Origin of the sequence: Corynebacterium sp. c24Ua_83, assembly GCF_039907245.1 — a bacterium.
Lineage (GTDB): Bacteria > Actinomycetota > Actinomycetes > Mycobacteriales > Mycobacteriaceae > Corynebacterium.
In genome coordinates this window covers 286,731-302,423 of sequence record NZ_JASBOI010000001.1, presented here as the reverse complement: position 1 = coordinate 302,423, position 15,693 = coordinate 286,731, and the positions used below count along the sequence as shown (strand labels likewise).

The window sequence follows — 15,693 nt, the reverse complement described above, 5'->3', positions numbered from 1 at the left end:
CTGTAGAAAGCCCCCGTTTTTCTAGATTTACCCTTAAGGTTAGTCAAGCCCCCAGGATTGACTATTTTAAACCGTTACCTACTTCTGCTTGGTCCATGGCTTTGATAACGAAGCGATTACGGCTGCGACTGCCACTGCCAGGACCACTCCCACGTTGGCCAGGCCTGTGGGAGTTTCGTACCCCGCCGCCTGGTTGAGGAACTCCTGAGTCGCCTCTGGATGGCTGTTAGCGCTAGAGAGAACCGTGTAGTTCGATTCGATGGCATAGCGCGACAGATTCTCCGACACTGCCGTCGCCTGACTTGGCGACTTCAGGATCACCGTGTCCGCGCCCGTACCGTCCAGCACTTTCTGCGCCATGTCGCGAAGATTGTTGTGGCGCTCCCCGTCCTGGTTGATGTAGCCGATCTTTAGGGTGCCTATTTTGGACGCCGACTCTCCCCTCCCGGTGGCCTCAACCACCTCGTTGAGGCTCTTGGATAGGCCGGCCGATCCAGACTCCACCTCAGTCGGGAAACCCTCGGCGACGAAGACTGGGGCGTCATTAAGAGAGGCAATGAGCTGCGCAACGTCGTCCGAAGGGGCGGGGTTAGGCGTATCGGTCATGGGACGTTTTTAGCACCAAAAGAGGGGTGGGGGTATCGGCGACACGCTTAAACCTGCAGGATTCGCAGCAGGACAATCGTACTGTTAAAATTTCTAGTGACGTCGCGGCAAGAATGCTGCCACAATGGTAAGCAGAGCCTCCGCCGCGGGCGGCTGTCCCGTGCGTGGCGGCGACCACAACGACGACGACATTTCGACTAAGAGAAGAGATTAAAGGAGCTCACTGTGGCTGAAAGCATCAACTCCTTCGATTCCAAGAGCACTCTGCAGGTCGGCGAGAAGTCCTATGACTACTTCGCGCTGGACGCTGTGCCGGGAATGGAGAAGCTTCCCTACTCCCTGAAGGTTCTCGGCGAGAACCTGCTGCGCAACGAGGATGGCAAGAACATCACTCGCGAGCACATTGAGGCCATCGCCAACTGGGATCCTTCCGCAGAGCCCAACTTCGAGATCCAGTTCACCCCGGCCCGCGTTATCATGCAGGACTTCACCGGCGTGGCCTGCATCGTTGACCTGGCTACCATTCGTGACGCCGTTGTTGCCCTGGGCGGCAACGCAGACGACGTTAACCCGCTGAACCCGGCTGAGATGGTCATCGACCACTCCGTGATCATCGAGGCATTCGGTAACGCCGACGCTCTGGAGAAGAACGTCGAGATCGAGTACCAGCGCAACGACGAGCGCTACAAGTTCCTGCGTTGGGGCACGGGCGCCTTCGAGAACTTCCGCGTTGTTCCTCCGGGAACCGGCATCGTCCACCAGGTGAACATCGAGTACCTGGCCCGCTCTGTCTTTGACAACAACGGCCTGGCATACCCGGACACCTGTGTTGGTACTGACTCCCACACCACCATGGAAAACGGCCTGGGCATCCTGGGCTGGGGTGTCGGCGGCATCGAGGCTGAGGCTGCAATGCTCGGCCAGCCGATCTCCATGCTGATCCCGCGCGTCGTTGGCTTCAAGCTGACCGGCGAGATCCCGGCTGGCGTTACCGCCACCGACGTCGTTCTGACCATCACCGACATGCTGCGCCAGCACGGCGTGGTCGGCAAGTTCGTCGAGTTCTACGGCAAGGGCGTTGGCGAGCTGCCGCTGGCTAACCGCGCAACCATCGGCAACATGTCCCCGGAGTTCGGCTCCACCGCGGCTATGTTCCCGATCGACGAAGAGACCGTGAAGTACCTGGAGCTGACCGGCCGCGACCAGGAGACCCTGGACCGCGTCGAGGCTTACGCCAAGGCACAGGGCATGTGGCTGGACCCGGAGAAGGAAGTCGAGTACTCCGAGTACCTCGAGCTGGACCTGTCCACCGTCGTTCCTTCCATCGCTGGCCCGAAGCGTCCGCAGGACCGCATCGAGCTGAACGACTCCAAGGCACAGTTCCGCAAGGATCTGCACAACTACATCGACGCCGATGCTTCTGCCGCTACCCCGGACTTCGACGCAGAGGGTCCGGCAACCGAGAACACTTCTGCCCAGGCTGCCGGCACCCCGGCATCCGCTGCGGACGCCAAGGGCAACATTCCTTCCGCAGCTGCAGGCGCAGAGGGCCGTCCGTCCAACCCGGTCACCGTCAACTACAACGGCGAGGACATCGAGCTGGACCACGGTATGGTTGCCATCGCTTCCATCACCTCCTGCACCAACACCTCCAACCCGTCCGTCATGGTCGGCGCTGGCCTGCTGGCACGCAACGCTGCTGCCAAGGGTCTGAAGTCCGCACCGTGGGTTAAGACCTCCATGGCACCGGGCTCCCAGGTTGTTAACGGCTACTACGAGAAGGCGGGCCTGTGGAAGGACCTGGAGGCCATGGGCTTCTACCTGGTCGGCTACGGCTGCACCACCTGTATCGGTAACTCCGGCCCGCTGCCGGAGGAGATCTCCGCGGGCATCAACGAGGGCGACCTGGCCGCCACCGCTGTCCTGTCCGGTAACCGTAACTTCGAGGGTCGCATCAACCCGGACGTCAAGATGAACTACCTGGCGTCCCCGATCCTGGTTATCGCCTACGCGATCGCCGGCACGATGGACTTCGACTTCGAGACCCAGCCGCTGGGCCAGGACCAGGATGGCAACGATGTCTTCCTGAAGGACATCTGGCCGTCCACCGAGGACATCGAGGAAGTTATCGCTTCCTCCATCACCAAGGACCTGTACGCCGAGGACTACGCAAACGTCTTCGAGGGCGACGAGCGCTGGCGCTCCCTGGAGGTTCCGTCCGGCAAGACCTTCGACTGGGATCCCAAGTCCACCTACATCCGCAAGGCTCCGTACTTCGACGGCATGAGCAAGGAGCCGGAGGACGTCAACGACGTCAAGGGCGCTCGCGTCCTGGCTCTGCTGGGCGACTCCGTGACCACCGACCACATCTCCCCTGCTTCCACCATTAAGCCGGGCACCCCGGCTGCTCAGTACCTGGATGCAAACGGTGTGGAGCGCAAGGACTACAACTCCCTGGGCGCACGTCGTGGTAACCACGAGGTCATGGTTCGCGGTACCTTCGCTAACATCCGCCTGCAGAACCAGCTGCTCGACGGTGTTTCCGGCGGCTACACCCGCGACTTCACCCAGGAGGGCGGCCCGCAGTCCTTCATCTACGACGCCGCTATGAACTACCAGAAGGAGAACACTCCGCTGGTCGTTCTGGGTGGTAAGGAGTACGGCACCGGCTCCTCCCGCGACTGGGCTGCTAAGGGCACCCTGCTGCTGGGCGTGAAGGCCGTCATCGCCGAGTCCTTCGAGCGTATCCACCGCTCCAACCTGATCGGCATGGGCGTTGTCCCGCTGCAGTTCCCGGAGGGTGAGTCCTGGAAGTCCCTGGGCATCGAGGGCACCGAGACCTTCGACATCGAGGGCATCGAGGAGCTCAACAACGGCTCCACCCCGAAGACCGTCAAGGTAACTGCCACCAAGGAGAACGGCGAGAAGATTGAGTTCGACGCCGTGACCCGCATCGATACCCCCGGTGAGGCAGACTACTACCGCAACGGCGGCATCCTGCAGTTCGTTCTGCGCAACATGATGTCCGGCAAGTAAGGAATAACTCCTTATAGGCCTGGCATGAGGCGGTGACCGGCGCCCTCTTCCCCTAAGGGGAGAGAAGCGCGGGTCACCGCCTTTGTGCTCTTAGACAACTCAACGAGGTTTAAGCAGATGCCCAAAGTAAGCGACACGGACCTGGCAGAGCGGAAGGTCGAGATCCTGTCCGGCGCGCGCCACTGCTTCGCTACCTACGGCTACGACGGCGCGACCGTCGCCCGGTTGGAAGAAACCATCGGCAAGTCCCGCGGGGCGATTTTCCACCATTACGGCAACAAGGATCAGCTGTTTCTCGAGGTTGCCCACGAGGACATGCGCAAGATGGCCGAACTAGCGGCCGACGAGGGTCTTATCGGCGCCATTCGTGCGCTCGTCAAGTCAAATGACTTGACAGATTGGTGGGGTATGCGTGTGGAGATCACCCGCCGGGTGAACATCGACCCCTGCTTCGCGGCCAAGTGGGAGTTGGATCAGCTGGCGCTGCGCGAAACCGTGCGCACCCGCCTGCGGGAGCAGCGCGCCAGCGGGCGAATCCGCAGGGACGTGGAGGTAGAGACGATCGCCCAAACCCTGGAGTTGGTGCTCGAGGGTGTGCTTGGGCGGCTTGCCCAGCGGCAGGGTACCGAGGGGCTGTCCGACGCGCTGGACTTCGTAGAAAGCGCGCTGCGTTCCCCCGGACAGTAGGCTGTCCAACCCGGTGAGTAGCATGTAGTGCATGATCGCAATCATGACCGTCACCGGGCTGGACCACACCGGAATCATCGCTGCCGTGTCCACCGCCCTGGCCGAGCTAGACGTCAACATCCTCAACGTCTCCCAGACCATCATGGACGACTACTTCACCATGATCCTGCACGTTCGTATCGACGACTCCCAGCACGGGATCGCCGACGTGCAGGACCGCATGGCGGAGGTCGAAAAACAGGAGAAGCTCGTCATCCGAGTGCAGTCGGAGGCCATTTTCTCCGCCATGCACGACGTGTAAGGGTTCTGGAGGGTTAAAGAATGAATCCACGTCGTGGCGTCACAAACCAAAGCAACAACATCCTAGAAACCATCGAGATGATCGAGAAGTACCGTCTCGACATCCGAACGGTAACGATGGGCATCAACCTCATGCCCTGCATCCGCGAAACGATGGAGGCCACCGCCGAGGCGGTGTTCGAGCGCGTGGTGGACTACGCGCGGAACCTCGTGCCGGTGGCTCAGGAGATCGAGCGGGAGCTGGGCATCCCCATCGTGAACAAGCGCATCTCCGTGACCCCGGTTGGCGTCCTCGCCTCCGCGGTAGAGGGCAACCCGGTGCGGATTGCCGAAGCGCTGGATCGCGCGGCCACCGAGGTGGGTGTGAACTTCATCGGCGGCTACTCGGCCCTGGTGGACAAGGGGGCCACGCGCGGCGAGCTGGACCTGATCCGCTCGCTGCCCGAGGCGCTGAACGAAACTAATGTCGTCTGCGCGTCCGTGAACGTCGGCAGCTCGAAGGCCGGCATCAACATGAATGCGGTCCGCGAGATGGGGCACGTCATCAAGGATGCCTCCACTTATGGGCCGGGCGGCACGCTGGCCTGCGCGAAGCTGGTCGTGTTTGCCAACTCCGTCTCCGACAACCCGTTTATGGCTGGCGCCTACCACGGGGTGGAAGAGCAGGACTGTGTGATCAACGTGGGCGTATCCGGCCCCGGCGTGGTCGACCGCGCGGTTGCCGGAATGGAAGGTGCAACGCTCAACGAGGTCTCCGAGGAGATCAAGCGCGCGGCGTTTAAGATCACCCGCACCGGCCAGCTGGTCGGCGTGATGGCCGCCCAAAGGTTGGGCGTGCCCTTCGGCATCGTGGACCTGTCCCTGGCGCCCACCGCGGAGCTCGGCGATTCCGTGGCGCACATTCTGGAGCACATGGGGCTCGGTCAGGTGGGCACCCACGGCACCACCGCTGCCCTGGCGCTGCTGAACGATGCGGTGAAGAAGGGCGGCATGATGGCCTGCTCGCGCGTCGGCGGCCTCTCGGGTTCGTTTATCCCGGTCTCTGAGGACAAGGGCATGATTGACGCTGTGCGCAGCGGAGCCATCAGCATCGACAAACTGGAGGCCATGACGGCCATCTGTTCCGTCGGTCTGGACATGATCGCCATCCCGGGCGACACCCCCGCGGAGTCGATTGCTGGAATGATCGCCGACGAGGCCGCCATCGGCGTGATGAACCATAAGACCACCGCCGTGCGCGTGATCCCCGCCGTCGGTACAAAGGTTGGCGACGACGTGGACTTCGGTGGCCTGCTGGGCTACGCACCGGTGATCGGCGTGAACCGTGCAAGCAGTGCCGAGTTCATCAACCGCGGTGGCTTCATCCCCGCCCCGCTGCACGGCTACCGCAACTAGGAAGGATTACTCGCTCGCATGGTGCAGGTCTTCAAGTACGGTCGCTCCTCGGTTGTCATCGACGATCCGCTCGACGGGCTCGTGCGGGGCGACCAGTCGGGCACATTCGATCAGCGGTGCACCCTCCCCGCCGGGTCGGTCGCGCTGAACGCAGCGCTGTCGAACAACGGCCGCATGCCCGTTGCCGGCAACACTGCGGGCTTTAGCGTGGTGCAGACGGTGGTGCTGACAATCGGCGTGGTGCTGTTTGGCCTGGGTGGCTTCCTGGCCGCCCGCGGAGGCACCCAGACTCTGGTCATTGGTCTGGTGATCGGGGCCATTGGCCTGCTGATGGCGGGCGTTGCCCTCTATAGCGCCTCCAAGCGTCGCGGTCAGCTGCGGATCCTGGGCAAGGCCTGGGGAAATGGCTGGTTGCGCTTTGCGCCCGCCCGCGTGGGCGGCGTGTGGATAACGCGGGTGTCTACCCACAACGACAACGGGGAGCGCATGAACACAGAGCGCCGCTACTACTACAAGGCCATGGTGCAGGCCTACCCCACCGACGGCACCGAGCCGTTCACGTTCCGCACCAGCGAGTTCAACGCCCCGGCCAACTGGGAGGGGCGCCCCTATAACCTGCACATGGCCGACGGCCCCATGGACGTGCTGGAGCCCGAGTTCACCAACGGCTGGACCATCTGCCGGTACATCGCGGGCCAGCCGGAAACGGCCACTATTTCTACTGACCTGTCGGCCAAGCAGGTCAAGGCGGCGCTAGAGGTTTCGCAGATCCGCTAACGCCCGCAGCAGCTGGCCGTGGCGGGCGGGGATGCGGGAACGCAGGATGATTTCCGTCCGCGTGCGCTGCACGCCTTCGACCTCCTGCAGTTTGAGGGTGATCTGCTCCAGGTGCTCGTGGTCGCGCGCCACCACCCGGCACGATAGGTCGTAAGGCCCGGCGATAGAATGCGCCTCCGTGATCCACGGGATTTTCAGGATCGCCGCCGTCGCCTGGTCGAGCGCCCGCTGGTCCAGCGTGACGTGCACGAAGGCGCCCAGCGGGAAGCCTAGCGCACCCGGGTCGAAGTGCGGGGCGAAGCTGCCGATCACTCCCCTTTCCACGAGCTTGTCTATGCGGCTGCTCACCGTCGCTCGCGCCACCCCGAGCACCCGCGCGTACTCGCGCACCCCGGCCTTGGGCCTTTCGTTGAGTAGCATGCAGAGTTCGATGTCTGTCCGGTCGAGATCCCTCATTCTTCTGACCTTTCTTTGTGACGCCCCTTCGCGGCCTGTTGGCAAGAAACATCTACTTTTGTGTGCAAATCTGTTGTCGCTTGGGTGGGATTTTAGGCCATTGGCTTAGTTTTTAGGGTTGGAACCCAAAAAATCTTTGCTAAGTGAACTATTTTTCCGTAGGCGCTATCGAGTGCGGTTCGCTGTCGCTTAATGTGATTCAAACCACAAACTGACAGCTCGCACGAAAGGGTGAACAGCGATGACCTCCACCTTCATCCCCGACTCAATCTCCCCCGTCCAGGATCTCCCCGACTACACCCAGTCGCGCTACCGGGAGAAGACCGGGCACATCCACTTAACCGGCATCCAGGCGCTCGTGCGCACCGTGCTGGATCGGGCGGAGGCGGACCGCGAGATTGGGCTGCAGACCTCCAGCTTCGTCTCCGGCTACGAGGGGTCCCCGCTGGGCGGGTACGACCTCGAGCTGGGGCGCCGCAGGTCGCTACTCGGCCAGTTTGATGTGCAGCACTTCCCTGCCGTCAACGAGGAGTTGGGCGTCACGGCCGTAGCGGGATCGCAGATGACGGATCGGGCGACGGTCAAGGAAGGCATCGACGGCGTGGTCGGCTACTGGTACGGCAAGGCGCCGGGGTTGGATAGGGCGGCCGATGCGCTGCGGCACGCGAATATGACCGGCACCAGCGGCACGGGCGGTGCGGTGGCCTTCGTGGGCGACGACCCGACGGCGAAGTCTTCGACGATCCCGTCTGCCTCCGGGCGGATCCTGGCGGACCTGGGGTTGCCGACCCTCGTGCCGGCGGACGCGGGCGACGTGCTGCGCCTCGGCACGCACGCGGTGTGGATGTCGCGCTACAGCGGCCTGTGGACGGCGCTGCGCATCACCACTCCCGTGGCCGACGGCTCCGCCAGCGTGGACCTGGAGGCCATCCGCACGGCCACGACGGCCCGCGGCCTGGAGCGCGGCGGCGAGCACGTGCCGGAGGCCCGCCTGCTGGGCAAGCGACTGCTCGACCTGGAGGATACCCGCGTCGGCGAGCGCATCCAGCGCGCCCTGGAATACGCCCGCGAGCACCAGCTGAACCGCTGGTGGGGCACGTGGGACGGCGACCACGTGGGCGTGATCTGCGCGGGCAACACATCCCTGGAGGTCGCGGAGGTCGTGGGCGAGGCGCGCGTGCGCATTCTGCAGCTGGCGATGACCTACCCGCTGGACCCGCAGGAGCTGGAGCGCTTCTGTGAGGGGCTGGATACGCTCGTGGTCGCCGAGGAGCTCGGTACTCACCTGCTGGAATCCGTCCGCGCGTGCCTCTACGACCTCCCGGTACGCCCCGCTATCGAGCATGTGAATGATCCGCTGAAGCAGCTGCCCAAGCTGCTGCGCAACGAGGGCATCGAGGTGGCCGGAGTGACAAGCGGCCCCACCCGGATCTCCCTGCCGCTGGCGGTCCCCAACCGCGTGCCCCACTTCTGCTCCGGCTGCCCGCACAACCTCTCCACCCGCGCGGACGAGGACACGCTGGTCGGCGCTGGAATCGGCTGCCACGCCATGGTGATGCTGATGGACGACAAGCGCGTGGGCAAGATCATGGGCACCGCGCAGATGGGCGGCGAGGGCGCACACTGGATCGGAATGCACAGCTTCGTGTCCGAGGAGCACTTCGTGCAGAACATGGGCGACGGAACGTTCCTGCATTCGGGATCGCTGGCGCTGCGGGCAATGGTGGCGTCCAAGGTAAACGCAACCCTGAAGCTGCTGCACAACGGCACGGTGGCGATGACGGGCGGGCAGGATCCCGTGGGGCAGCCGAGCCTGGCGGGGTTGGTCGACATGGTGCGGGCCGAAAACCCGGCCAGGATCGTTGTGACCAGTGACGATGTGCGGCGCACGCGGCGCGCCCTGCGGGGTTCCGGCGTGCAGGTGCGCCCGCGCGAGGATCTGGCCAAGGTGCAGAAGGAGCTGGAGGCCCTACAGGGTGTCTCCGTGCTCATCCACGACCAGGAGTGCGCCGCCGAGAAGCGCCGCGCCCGCAACCGCAACCAGCGGGCCCAGGCGACCGAGAAGATCGTGATCAACGAGCGCATCTGCGAAGGCTGCGGCGACTGTGGCGAAAAGTCCGGCTGCCTGTCCCTGCAGCCGGTGGACACGCAGTTCGGCCGCAAGACCCGCGTGGATCAGACCAGCTGCAACACCGACCGCTCGTGCCTGTCCGGTGACTGCCCGGCCTTCACGACCGTCGTTGCGGTCGAGGAGAAGCGCGAGGTGCCGCCTATTGACGCCACCGCGCTCGACCCGGTGCCGGAGAGCACACTGGACAGCAAGCACCCGTGGAACATACGCATTTCGGGTGTGGGCGGCACGGGAGTGATGACGGCCTCTGCAGTGATCGCCACCGCCGCGCACCTGGATGGACTTGCGGTGCGGGGCACGGACATGACGGGCCTGGCGCAAAAGGGCGGCTCGGTGGTCTCTGACCTGCGCATCTCTAGGAGCATTGGCCAGCACACGGGCACGGTGCCGCGCGGCAGCGCGGACCTGCTGATCGCGTTGGACGGCGTGACGGGTGCAGAAGACGCCAGCACCTCGGTACTCAACGCGGCGCGGACGGTTGCCGTGCTGTCGAATTCCGAGACTCCCACAGGGCAGATGTGCACCGACGTTAAGGCCACCCGCCCCGACGGCGTGCAGATCACCGGTGCGCTGGGGCATGCGGCGAAGCGGGCGATCATCACCGACGCGATCCGCGTATCCACCAAGCTCTTCGGCGAATCCACCTTCCAAATCATGCTGCTGATCGGCGCTGCGGTGCAGGCCGGTGCCCTGCCGGTGACCCCGGAGTCGATGGAGAAGGCGCTGCGGATCAACGGCAAGAAGGCCGAGGCCAACATCCAGGCCTTCCGCCGCGGCCGTCAGTTAGTCAGCCGCCCGGAGGCGCTGATCGAGCTGATGGGCGTGGAGCCCGACTACGCCCAGTACCAGGAGGTTCAGCCTCTGGATCGCACCCGCCAAAAGATCGAGGAGGCGCTGGAGCCGAGCCTGGTGGACGAGGTTGCGGTGTACTTCGACGAGATGCGCCGCTGGGGTTCCGAGCAGGACGCCCAGGATTACCTGACCGACGTGCGCGCGGTCTACGCCCACGAGCGGCGCGTGAACCCGGATGGCCCCGCAGAACTGACCCGCAGCTTCGCAGCCGGACTGCATAAGCTATCCGCCTACAAGGACGAGTACGAGGTCGCCCGCCTGGCGCTGGACCCCGGATTCGCGGAGGCCCAGAAGGGCGGCAAGGTCACGGTACAATTCCAGCCGCCGCTGCTGCGCTCCCTGGGGCTGAACCGCAAGATCGGCCTTGGCCCGCGGATGCGCCCAGTGCTCAGTGCGCTGGCCAAAGCCAAGGGGCTGCGTGGCACGCGCCTGGACATCTTCGGCTACGCGGAGGTGCGCAAGTTGGAGCGCAAGCTTGTCAATGCCTACCGGGAGGAGATCCTGAGCCGGGCGCGGAACCTGCACACGCCTGAGCAGGCGGCGGAGCTAGCTTCCCTGGCGGCTGAGGCCGACGGAGTTCGGGGATTCGAGCAAAAGAAGATCGACAGTGCGCAGGAGTTGCTGCAAAAGTTGGGGCGCGCGGGCGTCAAAAAATAGCAAATAGACCAAGCGGTCTGTTACAGTAACGAATGTGACTTTCGTACTGCTATGCCCCCGCAGCGGCGCCGAGGTGCTCGCCGCGGAATACGCCGACTTCCTCAGCTACAGCGGCCTCACACCCGCCGAGCTCGAACAGCGACCGCTGGATAACCCCAGCGCCGACCTGGGAAGCTTCGATGGCGTGGAGGGCGTGTTCATCGGCGGCTCGCCGTTTACAATCACCCGCCCGGTCGACGTGGAGTGGCAGGAAGCGATCTCGCAAAAGCTGGTGGATTTCATCGAGATCGAATCCGAACGGCAGCGCTTCGGCATCTTCTCCACCTGCTACGGCACCTCCATGCTGGCGCACTACCTGGACGGCGAGGTCAACAGTAAGTACTCGGAATCAGCGGGCACCAGCGAGGTTTCTCTTACTGACGCCGGGCGCGTCGACCCCATCACCGGTGCGCTCCCCGACCGCTTCACCGCGCTGACGGGTCACAAGGATTCCGTGGTGCGCGTGCCCGAGGAAGCCACGCTGCTGGCCACCGGCGAGACCTGCCCGGTGCAGATCTACCGCTACCGCGAGAACGTCTGGACCAGCCAATTCCACCCGGAGATGGATGCGGCGGGTATCACCCGGCGACTCAGCTTCTACGAGGACGAGGGCTACTGCGACCCCGCGGAGATAGCGGAGACCTACGCCCGCTTCGAGGGGCAGGATACGGCGGCGGCGAATTCGCTGCTGCGGCGCTTCGTGGAGCACTCCCGCAGCTCGCTGGGGATGGTAAGCTAGCTGGCTGGGCTAGGCCAGCTCGACGATCTCCATGTACTCGTCGCTCCATAGGTCCTCCACCCCGTCGGGCAGCACGATCACCCGCTCGGGCTCCAGGGCCTTCACCGCGCCCGGGTCGTGGGTGACCAGCACGACCGCGCCGGTGTAGGTACGCAGCGCGTCCAGCACCTGCTCGCGGGACTGCGGATCCAGGTTGTTGGTTGGCTCGTCCAGGAGCAACACGTTCGCCCGGGAGCTGACGAGGGTGGCCAGGGCCAGGCGAGTCTTCTCGCCGCCGGATAGAGTGCCGGCAGGCTGCTCCAGCTGCTCGCCGGAGAACATGAACGCGCCCAGTAGACCGCGGAGGTCCTGCTCGCCGGCATCGGGGCAGGCCTCGATGGCGTTGTCCCAGACCGACTTGTCCGGGTCGATCGTGTCGTGCTCCTGTGCAAAGTAGCCGACCTTCAGGCCATGGCCTGTGACAATGCCGCCCTCGCCGTCGGTGCGTTCCACTCCGGCTAGCAGCTTCAGCAGGGTGGTCTTTCCCGCGCCGTTGAAGCCGAGCACCACCACGCGGGATCCCTTATCGATGGCTAGATCCACCCCGGCGAAGACTTCCAGGGAGCCGTACATCTTGGTCAGCCCCTTGGCGTTCATGGGAGTTTTGCCGCACGGTGCTGGCTCCGGGAAGCTGATGTTGGCCACGCGGTCCTCGACGCGAATCTCGTCCAGATTGCCCAGCATCTTTTCCGCGCGGGCGGCCATCTGCTTAGCGGCCTTCGCCTTGGTGGCCTTCGCTCCCAGCTTCTCGGCCTGTTGCTTCAGCGCGCTGGCCTTCTTCTCTGCGTTGGCTTTCTCGCGGCGCCGGCGTGCCTCGTCGGTCGCGCGGGCGTCCTTGTATTTGGTCCAGCCCATGTTGTAGACGTCTGCTTCTCCGCGGACCGCGTCGAGGAACCAGATTTTGTTGCAGACGTCATCCAGCAGTTCTACGTCGTGGCTGATCATGATCAGCCCACCCTCGTGCTTTGCCAAAAAACCGCGCAGCCAGGTGATGGAATCCGCGTCCAGGTGGTTGGTCGGCTCGTCCAAAAGGAGGGTGGTCTGCGAACGACCGGATCCTGCGGTGGCCGCAAAGAGGATCTGCGCCAGCTCCACACGGCGGCGCTGACCACCGGAGAGAGTCTTTAGCGGTTGGTCTAGCACCCGCTCGGGTAGTCCCAGCGAGTCGCAGATCTGCGCGGCCTCGCTGTCGGCCTCGTAGCCTCCGAGGGCGTGGTATTTCTCTTCCAGGCGGCTGTATTTGAGGATCGCTGCATCGCGCTGGCTAGTGGATTCGCTCGTCTCCATGATCTCCTGCTGGCGTTCCATGGAGTGCCGGATGCGGTCTAGTCCACGCGCGGAAAGCACTCGGTCGCGCGCGCTCTGCTCGATGTCTCCCTCTTTGGAGTCCTGTGGCAAATAGCCCATTTCGCCACTGCGCGTGACGGTGCCCCCATAGGGTTCGCCCTCGCCCGCCAGGATGCGCATGGTGGTGGTCTTACCCGCACCATTGCGCCCGACCAGGCCGATGCGATCGCCGGGCTGCACACGTAGATGCTGCCCAGGGGCGTTCAGCAGGGTTCGAGCCCCCACTCGAACCTCGAGGTCATTAGTAACAATCACAAGGAAGAAGCCTATCAGCCATCCCCGTCGGCGACCCTTCCCACCCCATGAACACCGGAGTCGCGCTGCCCGGGTCCCCCATACTCCCGAGTCGCAGCCGGCGTGTGCCACCGACGGGGTTGTCTTCTTCTCGTGCCCCACCTTTCGGTATGTTCGTACCGAGTAGGACAACGTTTATGTTAGAAACTGGTTTTGATGCCCGCAGGTCAAGCGTTACACCTGATCTGTGGCCTGTCCCCCAAACCCTAAACTTAAACCTGAGCTTGCAAAGCTATTTATTCTATTAGGTGCGTCTTATATATATAGGTAAATCATTCAGGCGCAAAAGATTCCTGAAGAAAAGATGAGTAAAACACGGCTGTGTAAGTTCGGGGGTAAGGATCCCACATCGGAGGTAAGTAGTGACCCAACAGCTTGTGCTTAAAGGCCTCGGGCCAGCCGGTGCACTCCTGGCCATTCGAGCTGCACAGCGCGGTTTTCACATCACCGCTTATGATCCTGCCTTCGATGTGCACAGCTCTACCCCCTTTCCCGGCACCTATGGGGTGTTCTCCACGCAGATTCCCTCGTGGGCCGACCACCTATTTGCCGCACCTGAGTCTTTGGAGGTCGTCGCAGGTACTCCCCTGAACCGCCGCACCCTAGGGTTTAGCTATCGAATGCTGGACCAGGCGGCGGTAGTCGAGGCCTTGCGTGCCGCGCGTGTGCGGATCGAAGCCAAACCACTTCCGGAGGGAACATCTGCCGTCGACTGCACCGGCGCCCCACGGACGGACACCGCGCTGTGGCAATTGGCGGTCGGCTGGTTCTTGCCTCTTACTGAGGCCCTTTCAGAATCCACCCCCACATTCATGGATTGGACCGGGACGGCTACCCAGGCCGGAGATTGCCCACCTAGCTTTTGCTACATCCAGCGCACCGACGAAGGCTGGCTTTTCGAGGAGACCATCTTGGCGGCGCATTGCAGCGCTGTCGCAGTGAAACAGGAAGAAGTATTCGAGGTACTGCGGGCGCGACTGGCAGACCGCATAGGCACCCAGACTGTACTGCGCGAAGAACGGGTCGCGATCCCGATGGGGACCAGGCGGCGTCATAAAGAAAGAAAGTTTGGCGCCGCGGCTGGGTTTATCAATCCGGCGACGGGCTACTCGCTGGGGCATGCCATGGAGTCTGCCAACGATTTCCTAGACGGCAAACGCGCTGGCGGGTGGCTGGCGTACGTGCTGCGCCAGGTCGGTGGGGAGCTCATCGCGCGGGCGGACGGTGCCACGCTGCAGGACTTCTTCGGGCACTTTTTTGCCCTGGAATCGCGGGCACAGCTGGCCTATTTAAGCGGGCGCGACGGGCTGGCCGTGGCGCGCACGATGTGGGCGCTCAGGAAGGGAACCGGGCTGCGCCACGAGTTCCTCCGTCCTCTATACCACCAGCCCTGGTCGGTGGGACGGGCGGTGTGTAAGAGGCTGTTCTCGGGTTAGACCGTGAAGCCGAGGAAGCGCAGCTGCTCGCGGCCTTCCTCGTTGATCATGTGCGGGCCCCAGGCCGGGCTCCACACCCAGTTGATCTGCAGGTCGGAGACCTCGTCGACGTTGTTGATCACAGCATCGCGCGCCTGATCCTCCAGCACGTCCTGCAGCGGGCAGGCCGGGGAGGTTAGGGTCATGTTCAGTACTGCGGTCTTGTCCTCGATCCAGATGTCGTAGACCAGGCCCAGGTCGATGACGTTGATGCCGAGCTCCGGGTCGATAACGTCCAGCAGGTGCTCCTCGACCTTGCCAGCCAGCGCCATGTCCTCCGGGCTGCGCTCTGACGGCCCCTCCGGGGCCTTGTCCAAAGGCGAGGGATCCATCTCCGGGGCGGTGGGTTCTGCGTTCTCAGTCATGGTGTGTTCCTTACTCTGTGTTGGTGTTAGCGCTCACGCCGACCTCGGCGGCAGCGGCCTCGAAGGCCTTCCAGCCGAGCAGGGCGCACTTCACACGGGCGGGGTACTTGGAGACACCTGCGAAGGCGATACCGTCGCCGATGATTTCGTCGTCGCCTTCGATCTTGCCGCGGGAGGTGACCATGCGCTCGAACTCCGCCAGCTTGGCAAAGGCTTCCGCGACGGGTCGGCCGACCAGCTCCTCAGCCATGACGGACGTCGAGGCCTGGCTAATGGAGCAGCCCACCGCGTCGTAGGAAATATCTTCGACCGTCTGGTTGTCCTCGCTGAGGTGCAGGCGCAGCGTGAGCTCGTCGCCGCACGAGGTGTTCACGTGGTGCACCTCGGCCTCGAAGGGCTCGCGCAGGCCCGCGTGCTGCGGGTGCTTGTAGTGGTCCAGGATTACTTCCTGGTACATCTGCTCAAGTTTCATAGGGACCCAGTATCCTCTAGTACTTT

The 15,693-nt window shown here is 63.7% G+C and carries 13 protein-coding genes; 8 read left to right on the top strand and 5 right to left on the bottom strand.

The features are described from left to right. Positions 1-78: 78 nt before the first annotated feature. Positions 79-606, bottom strand: coding sequence for a DUF6676 family protein (locus QKE30_RS01375; RefSeq protein ID WP_239198405.1), 528 nt, complete (start codon positions 604-606; stop codon positions 79-81). A gap of 225 nt (positions 607-831) precedes the next feature. Between QKE30_RS01375 and QKE30_RS01370 the strand changes: the two genes are divergently transcribed. From QKE30_RS01370 to QKE30_RS01350, 5 genes are all read left to right on the top strand, one after another. After that, complete coding sequence (locus QKE30_RS01370) at positions 832-3,642, top strand: aconitate hydratase (protein ID WP_239198408.1); 2,811 nt, start codon at positions 832-834, stop codon at positions 3,640-3,642. 117 nt (positions 3,643-3,759) lie between these two features. Next, positions 3,760-4,329: a TetR/AcrR family transcriptional regulator gene (locus tag QKE30_RS01365; RefSeq protein ID WP_239198411.1), complete on the top strand. Its 570-nt coding sequence runs from the start codon at positions 3,760-3,762 to the stop codon at positions 4,327-4,329. A gap of 31 nt (positions 4,330-4,360) precedes the next feature. Next, positions 4,361-4,630 carry an ACT domain-containing protein gene (locus tag QKE30_RS01360; protein WP_005294749.1) on the top strand — a complete coding sequence of 90 codons (270 nt, stop codon included), beginning with the start codon at positions 4,361-4,363 and terminating at the stop codon, positions 4,628-4,630. A gap of 20 nt (positions 4,631-4,650) precedes the next feature. Then, positions 4,651-6,024 carry a PFL family protein gene (locus QKE30_RS01355; protein ID WP_347933894.1) on the top strand — a complete coding sequence of 458 codons (1,374 nt, stop codon included), beginning with the start codon at positions 4,651-4,653 and terminating at the stop codon, positions 6,022-6,024. 18 nt (positions 6,025-6,042) lie between these two features. Further along, entirely contained in the window at positions 6,043-6,801 is a 759-nt protein-coding gene (locus QKE30_RS01350; RefSeq protein ID WP_239198417.1) for a hypothetical protein, read from the top strand. Here QKE30_RS01350 and QKE30_RS01345 read toward each other — a convergent pair. Continuing rightward, positions 6,778-7,257: an Lrp/AsnC family transcriptional regulator gene (locus QKE30_RS01345; RefSeq protein WP_239198420.1), complete on the bottom strand. Its 480-nt coding sequence runs from the start codon at positions 7,255-7,257 to the stop codon at positions 6,778-6,780. The two genes, QKE30_RS01350 and QKE30_RS01345, sit on opposite strands and share 24 nt — an antisense overlap. A 241-nt stretch (positions 7,258-7,498) precedes the next feature. Here QKE30_RS01345 and QKE30_RS01340 point away from each other — a divergent pair, with 241 nt between their 5' ends. Both QKE30_RS01340 and QKE30_RS01335 read left to right on the top strand, forming a co-directional pair. Next, entirely contained in the window at positions 7,499-10,897 is a 3,399-nt protein-coding gene (locus QKE30_RS01340) for a DUF6537 domain-containing protein (protein ID WP_347933893.1), read from the top strand. A 34-nt stretch (positions 10,898-10,931) separates the two neighbouring features. Next, positions 10,932-11,675, top strand: a complete 744-nt coding sequence (locus QKE30_RS01335; RefSeq protein WP_239198426.1) for a glutamine amidotransferase — start codon at positions 10,932-10,934, stop codon at positions 11,673-11,675. Positions 11,676-11,684: 9 nt separating this feature from the next. Here the strand turns inward: QKE30_RS01335 and QKE30_RS01330 are convergent, their stop codons facing one another. Further along, positions 11,685-13,316: an ABC-F family ATP-binding cassette domain-containing protein gene (locus QKE30_RS01330; RefSeq protein WP_239198429.1), complete on the bottom strand. Its 1,632-nt coding sequence runs from the start codon at positions 13,314-13,316 to the stop codon at positions 11,685-11,687. Positions 13,317-13,717: 401 nt separating this feature from the next. Here QKE30_RS01330 and QKE30_RS01325 point away from each other — a divergent pair, with 401 nt between their 5' ends. Then, positions 13,718-14,791: a lycopene cyclase family protein gene (locus tag QKE30_RS01325; protein WP_239198432.1), complete on the top strand. Its 1,074-nt coding sequence runs from the start codon at positions 13,718-13,720 to the stop codon at positions 14,789-14,791. Here QKE30_RS01325 and QKE30_RS01320 read toward each other — a convergent pair. Continuing rightward, positions 14,788-15,195 (bottom strand): metal-sulfur cluster assembly factor, encoded by a 408-nt coding sequence (locus QKE30_RS01320; protein WP_239198435.1) that lies wholly within the window; start codon positions 15,193-15,195, stop codon positions 14,788-14,790. The genes QKE30_RS01325 and QKE30_RS01320 overlap by 4 nt on opposite strands. 10 nt (positions 15,196-15,205) lie before the next feature. Beyond that, positions 15,206-15,667 (bottom strand): Fe-S cluster assembly sulfur transfer protein SufU, encoded by a 462-nt coding sequence (sufU, locus tag QKE30_RS01315; RefSeq protein WP_347933892.1) that lies wholly within the window; start codon positions 15,665-15,667, stop codon positions 15,206-15,208. Between the last annotated feature and the right edge of the window lie 26 nt (positions 15,668-15,693).